Origin of the sequence: Campylobacter concisus (assembly GCF_002913225.1) — a bacterium.
In the GTDB taxonomy this organism is placed as follows: Bacteria; Campylobacterota; Campylobacteria; order Campylobacterales; family Campylobacteraceae; genus Campylobacter_A; species Campylobacter_A concisus_J.
Genome location: NZ_PPAW01000040.1, coordinates 186,192 through 192,715, shown reverse-complemented (window position 1 = coordinate 192,715; position 6,524 = coordinate 186,192). Strand labels below are relative to the sequence as shown.

4 protein-coding genes and 2 pseudogenes are annotated in these 6,524 nt (G+C 38.0%); 3 read left to right on the top strand and 3 right to left on the bottom strand.

The features are described 5' to 3' along the window. A partial coding sequence (locus tag CYP26_RS07450) for a hypothetical protein (protein WP_219809008.1) occupies positions 1–226 on the top strand: 226 nt, incomplete at its 5' end. Between the two features lie 1,198 nt (positions 227–1,424). On the opposite strand, the gene CYP26_RS07445 is transcribed toward CYP26_RS07450, so the two are convergent. Beyond that, positions 1,425–2,444 carry a hypothetical protein gene (locus CYP26_RS07445; RefSeq protein ID WP_103630944.1) on the bottom strand — a complete coding sequence of 340 codons (1,020 nt, stop codon included), beginning with the start codon at positions 2,442–2,444 and terminating at the stop codon, positions 1,425–1,427. Between the two features lie 63 nt (positions 2,445–2,507). On the opposite strand from CYP26_RS07445, the gene CYP26_RS07440 reads away from it, so the two are divergent. Together CYP26_RS07440 and truD are read left to right on the top strand one after the other, a co-directional pair. Then, entirely contained in the window at positions 2,508–3,329 is an 822-nt protein-coding gene (locus CYP26_RS07440; protein WP_103630943.1) for a thiamine-phosphate kinase, read from the top strand. After that, a complete protein-coding gene (truD, locus tag CYP26_RS07435) occupies positions 3,307–4,431 on the top strand; it encodes a tRNA pseudouridine(13) synthase TruD (RefSeq protein ID WP_103630942.1) in 1,125 nt (374 codons plus the stop codon). The genes CYP26_RS07440 and truD overlap by 23 nt, the downstream gene beginning before the upstream one ends. A 111-nt stretch (positions 4,432–4,542) precedes the next feature. On the opposite strand, the pseudogene CYP26_RS10700 reads toward truD, so the two are convergent. Further along, a pseudogene (locus tag CYP26_RS10700) lies at positions 4,543–5,598 on the bottom strand (methyl-accepting chemotaxis protein); the annotation flags it as partial. Positions 5,599–5,619: 21 nt separating this feature from the next. Further along, positions 5,620–6,450 (bottom strand): annotated as a pseudogene (locus tag CYP26_RS10695) (Cache 3/Cache 2 fusion domain-containing protein); the annotation flags it as partial. Positions 6,451–6,524: the final 74 nt, after the last annotated feature.

Genomic DNA, 6,524 nt, shown 5'->3' with positions numbered 1-6,524 from the left:
TGTGGGTGGTGTGGTTTGTTGGGTGTGCTTGTTTGGCGTGGTGAGCGTGGTTGGCTTGGTTGGTTTGGTTGTCTTGGTTGGCTTGGTTGGCTTGGTTGGCTTGGTTGGCTTGGTTGGCTTGGTTGGCTTGGTTGGCTTGGTTGGCTTGGTTGGCTTGGTTGGCTTGGTTGGCTTGGTTGGCTTGGTTGGCTTGGTTGGCTTGGTTATCGCCCCTCCGCTTTTTTAAATTTTGTTCTAAATTTGCAAAATTTATCAAAATACTAAAAATAATATGTAAAAATTTACGTAAAATAATATGAGTTTGCTTTATTGGAGATAAAATTTAGAGTTGTGCGCTGGTAAAATTAAAATTTGATCTGTTGCGATGAGTATAGAAACTTTTAAATTTAAAAACTAGAAGTATAAAAACTTTTAAATTTAATAAAGCTAGCAGGTTACGGGCGTGTTTTTTATAAAGCTGTGTTGTGCCAGTTTTGGTAAATTTGCATGTAAATATAAAGCCTGTCTGCCTGACTTTTGCTAATAATTTTTTAGTTTTTAAATAGTTGAGTTAGCGTATTGGATCAAATTTAAAACAAAGACCTTGCAGAATTTAGAATAAAATTAGCAAGCTATAGATTTTTTAAAGATAAACTGTGTCGTATTTTTTGGTAGGTTTTGGTTTAAATATAAAATCTTACTTGCTATTCTTTTGCTTTTAAAAAAGTTGATGCAAGCGATCAAATTTAAACGGTACGCTTGTGGAATTTAAAATAAACTAGCAAATTATAGATTGCATTTTAAATCAGGCTGTGTGCTTACTTTGGACTGAAATATAAAACTTTGCCTGCTGGTCTTTTGCTTTAAAGCAAATTTAGAAGAAAACCTAAAATAATGCTAGTAAATTTGGTTTATAAATTCGCTAGATGAAGCCATTAAATGACGATCTGCTTGGTTGTTTTTTAGGCTCGCGCTATTTTTGTATCGATAGGTAGCGGTGTTATAAATTTAGATATAGCCGAAATTTGGTCAAAAATTTACTAAATCAAGTTTTTTAAAGATCATCTGCTGTTTTGGTTTTTGTACTGCAAGGCAAATGTAAGCATAGTTTTTAGAAGTGGCTAGTAAAAATGGCTCATAAATTTGACAAGTCTAGTTTGAAAATTTACCTTTGGCTACCGACGTCTTGTCTTTTGGGTGTTATAGCCTTGGTATAAACCTAAATTTACAAGTTTTGCTAGCTTTAAAAAAAGAAATTTAAATTTTGTAGCCTTGCAAGCTTGTTTTAAAATTCTTAAATTTAAAAATCTAATAGTTAGGTCGTAACTTGACTATTTAATTTTTTAAAGGTGCTTTTTTTGGGTTATTTTAGGCTCGCGCGGTTGTCCGTTTTACTGCCAGCCTAGCATTTACGGCGACTTTTATATCTTGTTTTTTGATGCAGCTTACAAATTTACCAAGCCGACCTTCAAAACATGCTCTTTTAGGCTGCTTGGTATCTCGCCATTTTCAAGCGCCATTAGCTCGCTTGCTCTTAAGACATAAAACTCTTGCAAGCTTCTGTTGGCACTTTTTTCAAGCTTTTTTGCTAGCGTGTCAAAGATATGAAACTCAGCCTCATTGCTAGCTAGTAAAAAGTCAGCCCCACTGTCAAATGCAGCAAAAATGATCTTGCTAGCAAGCTTGCAAGCTAGCTCTTCATCGACTTTTAAAAGATCGAATCCACAAGGAATTTTTAGATCTAGCTCTATAAAATTTGCCCTGTGACTGCTTAAATTTGCGGGCAGTTTATCTTTTATGGCTATCTTAAACTCTTCAAATTTGCTAAGTTTTTCTATCTTTTCAAGCTCGTTTTCATGTTTTTGCGTCGCTTTTATGCCTAAAATTTCTTTGAAAAAATTAATCGCCTCGTTGTATTTTTCGCTACCTTCAAAGAGCAAGTCATCAAGCTCGCAGGCTATTAAAACGCCGTTTTTAGCGCTAACAAGCTTTAAAATTTCATCGTTTTTCTCATTTTTGTAAAGATGATGAGCTAGCATTATCGCAGCAGCTCCTATAAAATTTGGCTCATACTCTCTCACAAAATCAGCGTAAAAATAGGGCTTAAAGCTAGCGTAAAGCTCTTTGTCAGCTCTTTTACAAAAGCTAGCAAATGGCTCAAATTTCGCCCAAAAATCATCATCATTTATAGCAAGGTCTAAAACCGCTCTTTTTTCATCAAGCGGAGCTATGCAAAGCTCGTCTCTAAATTTTTGAGCTAAATTTGCAAGTGGTTGGGCGGTGCTAACTACGACACCATTTACCTTGACAAAGCCTTCAAATGGGCTAAAGTAGGGGTCTATGCTCTTTACGTGGGCAAAAAGTTCGTTTAAGTTTGCAAAGTCTGAAATCTCTAAAAAATAGGGCTTAAAATATGCCAAAACATCTCTTTTCGCGTCAAATCTAAAAATCTCAACTCTTTGCATCTGTATCCTTTTTTTGGGCTTATTTTATCCTAAATTTAAAAGGAGTTTCATTATAATAGCTCAATGGATAAAGAAAATTTTACGATTGCATGCTTTAGTAACGAATATATCGGCGATGATGCGGCGGTTGCCGGCAAAATGGTCTTTAGCAAGGACATTTTTGCGCAAAATTCGCACTTTAAGCTTGGCTGGCTAAGCCTTGAAGAGATCGGATACAAGGCGATGATCGTAAATTTCTCAGACACGATCGTGATGAATGCTAAGCCTAAATTTGCCCTTCTTGGGCTTAGTCTGCCAAAGAGCTTCACGCCTCGGCAGATCAGTGAGCTAACTAGGGGCATAAATAGGGCGTGCGAGGAGTTTGGCGTAAAGATAATAGGCGGTGACACGATAAGTAGCCCCATTTTAAACATAAGCGTTAGCGTAATCGGCGAGCTAAAGGGCAGGGCTGTGCTTAGAAAAAATGCTAAATTTGGTGATCTTATTGCATTTACAGGCAAGCTTGGAGGCAGTCAAAAGGGGCTAAATTCGCTTCTAAGACTAGCTCAAATTTCTAAAAACTCACGCTTTAAAAGGCCCGTTTTAAGAGATAAATTTTTTTACAAAGCAGCTCATCTGCTAAATTCTGCCATGGATATCTCAGACGGGCTAAATACCGACCTTGGCAAGCTTTTAAAGGCTAGCAAAAAGGGCGCTAAATTTACAAAAAAGCTAAGCAAATTTGAGCTTAGTAGCGGCGAGGAGTACGAGGTTTTATTTACCTTTAGCCCTAAAAATTTAAGCGCTATAAAAAGGATCGCCGATAAAACTAGGACAAAGATCACGATTTTTGCCAAAATTTCACACAAAAGGTTAAGACAAAATGCAAGAAGCCACCACTTTTAAGCCGCTCTATGCGCTCACTCATGCGCCCATCGAGGCATATTTTTCTAAAAATTCAGATGATTTTGTCGTGCGCGAGATACCGCTTTATGAATTTAGCGGTGACGGCGAGCATTTGATCGTTGAAATTTCTAAAAAAGATATGACAACAAGCGACGCTTTGCACGCCTTAAGCGAGGTTACAGGGGCAAAAATGCGCGACTTTGGCTATGCTGGGCTAAAGGACAAGCAGGGCATGACGACGCAGTTTATATCAATGCCTCGTAAATTTGAGAGTGCGCTTGCAAACTTTAGCCATGAAAAGATGAAAATTTTAAATTTAAACGTGCATAAAAACAAGCTTCGCATCGGACATCTAAAGGGTAATAGCTTTTTTATCCGCCTAAAAAAGGTGCTGCCAAGTAGCGCTAAAAAGCTCGAGCAGGCATTTACTAATATCGATAAAATGGGCTATGCAAACTACTTTGGCTATCAGCGTTTTGGTAAATTTGGTGACAATGCTACAACTGGGCTGGAGCTACTTAAAAACGGCACGATAAATGGCAAAAATAGCAAAAATGTAAAGCTAAATGACTTTTTGATCTCAGCCTATCAAAGCGAACTTTTTAACCGCTATCTTAGCAAAAGGGTCGAAATTTCAAGGTTTGTAAGCGACTTTAGCCTAAGTGAGCTAGGTGAAATTTATAAAAACTTTAGCAAGGATGATCTAAAGGCGATGAAAGCGCAGGAGAGCTTTTTTAAACTTTTGCCAGGAGAGGTTTTGGGGCACTATCCATTTGGCAAGCTCTTTTTGTGTGAAAATTTAGATCAAGAGGCGCAAAGATTTGCTAAGCGTGATATCACGAGCCTTGGTCTTATAGTCGGAGCAAAGGCCTATGAGGCAAGCGGCGTGGCAAAAGAGCTTGAGGATGAAATTTTCGCTGAGGCATTTTCGCTTACTTCAAAGATCGCTGGCTCAAGGCGCTTTAACTGGGCGTATCTTGAAAATACAAGCTACAAATACAACGAAGAAAACGCTCATTTTAGCTTAAATTTCACACTTCAAAAGGGCTCATACGCCACAGTTGTGCTAGAAGAAATTTTGCATAAAAATATATTTGAGTAGGGTAAATTTAAAGATAGATTTAAAAGGGTGGCTGGCTAAATTTAGCCAGTTTAAATTTAAAAAGGTCTAGCCAAAGCTAGACCTAAAAATATTAGCTTAAGAGGTAAAAACTTAAGTTCTAAAGACACTTAGTTTTGTATTTAGCGCGTCTGTCATCTTATTTAGATGTTCAGCTGCAGAAGCTATCTCTTCGACGCTTCTAGCATTTTCAGATGAAATTTGATTGATCTCTGAGATGCCATCCATGATCTCATTTACATTCTTGCCAGTTGCGATGTAGTCTTGCATAGTCTTATCAGACATCGCTATGGCATTATTCATCGTTTCGCTCATATCATTTATAGTCTTTTCAACGTCGCTTGCTACATGGGTTAGCTCTTGAATTTGCTTAGAGTTGATACCCATTTGCTCGCTACTATCATTTATCGCTTGAACGATAACGTTGATAGTTGCGTTTATCTCTGTTAGAGATTTTTGAGTTCTCTCAGCTAGCTTTCTAACTTCATCAGCTACGACTGCAAAGCCACGTCCATGCTCGCCTGCACGAGCTGCTTCTATGGCAGCGTTAAGTGCTAGTAGGTTTGTCTGATCTGCGATGTCATTTATAACAACAAGGACTGATTTAACCTGTTCAGCATCACGGCTAAGCTGCTCGATCTTACCAGCCATTTGATTTTCAACATTAGCAGAATCAACTATCTGAGATGATAGGGCTCTGATAGCGTCAGTTGCTGTTTTTATATGAGTGCTTGCCTTTTGAAGATCATCTTTACCAGCTTGAGCTATAGATAGAGACTCTTTCATGCTTTCTTGCATAGACTTACATCTTTGATTTGTCTCTTCAACAATCTGGGTTGATTCTTCTACGCGTTTGCCCGTTTGAAGTGAGGTAGAGCTTAGCTCATTTGCGACTGAGCTATTTTCGCTTGAAAGGTTTTTAGTGTCGCTTATAAGCACTCTTATGCGCTCTATGAAGTTATTTATATCATTGCTTATTTTAGCTATCTCGTCTTTGCCGTAGATTGGAATTTTAAGAGTAAAGTCAGATGTTATAGCATTTAAATTTGCTCCTAGTCTATCGATAGGATTTGCAACTAGCTTTTTAAGCAAGAAGATAGATACTATGATAAGAAGCAAGGTAACTATAATGCTTGCGATGATGAAGTTTTTGCTAACCACTTTTTGAGGTGTTAAAAAGTCATCTGTCACAGCTGAGCCAAGCACTATCCAGTTAAGCTTGTCAAATGGCTCAAATGCAACCACTCTCTCAACTCCATCAACATTTATGAGTTTGACACCTTCTTTAGTTTTTACTATGTCATCAACTACATCTTTTAGCTGACCTTCTGGTGCTTTGCCGGCTAGTTTTGGGTGGATATCATAGACATTTGTCTTTGTATTAAAGATAGAGAAGTAGCCACGCTCACCTAACTTCATTTGTGCCATTGTCTTTTGAAGATCTTCTAAGCCTTCAGTGAAGTCGTAACCTATAAATAAAACCGCTACAACTTCGCCGTTTTGAACGACTGGCTCATAGACACACATATAGTTTCTACCAAAAATGTTTAGAGGCCCCACATACGTCTCTTTATTCATCATCTTTGGATATATCGTTTTGTTTAGCATACCAAGTGCTCTACTGCCATCATCTAGTAAAAGCGAAGTAGAGACAGCAGCAAATTCATTGCCTGATTTTGCAAAGATAGTTGGGATACCGCCGTTTGTTAGCTTTTTGATCTTATCAGATATCTCGTGGTTGTTATTTAACACGCCCATTTTATCTGAGATAAGCTCTAAAGCATCGTCATTTTCTGTTTTTATGGTTTGGCTAGTGGTTCTTATGTTACCCAAAGCCTCTTTTAAGATATGCATAGAGAGTTTTGCATTGTCTTCGTTATCTTCATCAAACAGCTCAACTGTGTCCATCGCAAGTGCAACATTTTGCCTGACGGTGGTTTTTACCCCCTCTTTGATCTCACGCTCCAAAACGTTTGATATAAAAAATACAAAGCAAGCCATACAAATGGCAAGAACTAAAGCGATGATCGCTGAAACCTTGACTAAGATGCTACGCAAATTCATCTCATCCCTCC

Coding starts and splice junctions, on each gene's coding strand:
- CYP26_RS07445 (WP_103630944.1), bottom strand. CDS start 2,444: ATGCAAAGAGTTGAGATTTTTAGATTTGACGCGAAAAGAGATGTTTTG.
- CYP26_RS07440 (WP_103630943.1), top strand. CDS start 2,508: ATGGATAAAGAAAATTTTACGATTGCATGCTTTAGTAACGAATATATC.
- truD (WP_103630942.1), top strand. CDS start 3,307: ATGCAAGAAGCCACCACTTTTAAGCCGCTCTATGCGCTCACTCATGCG.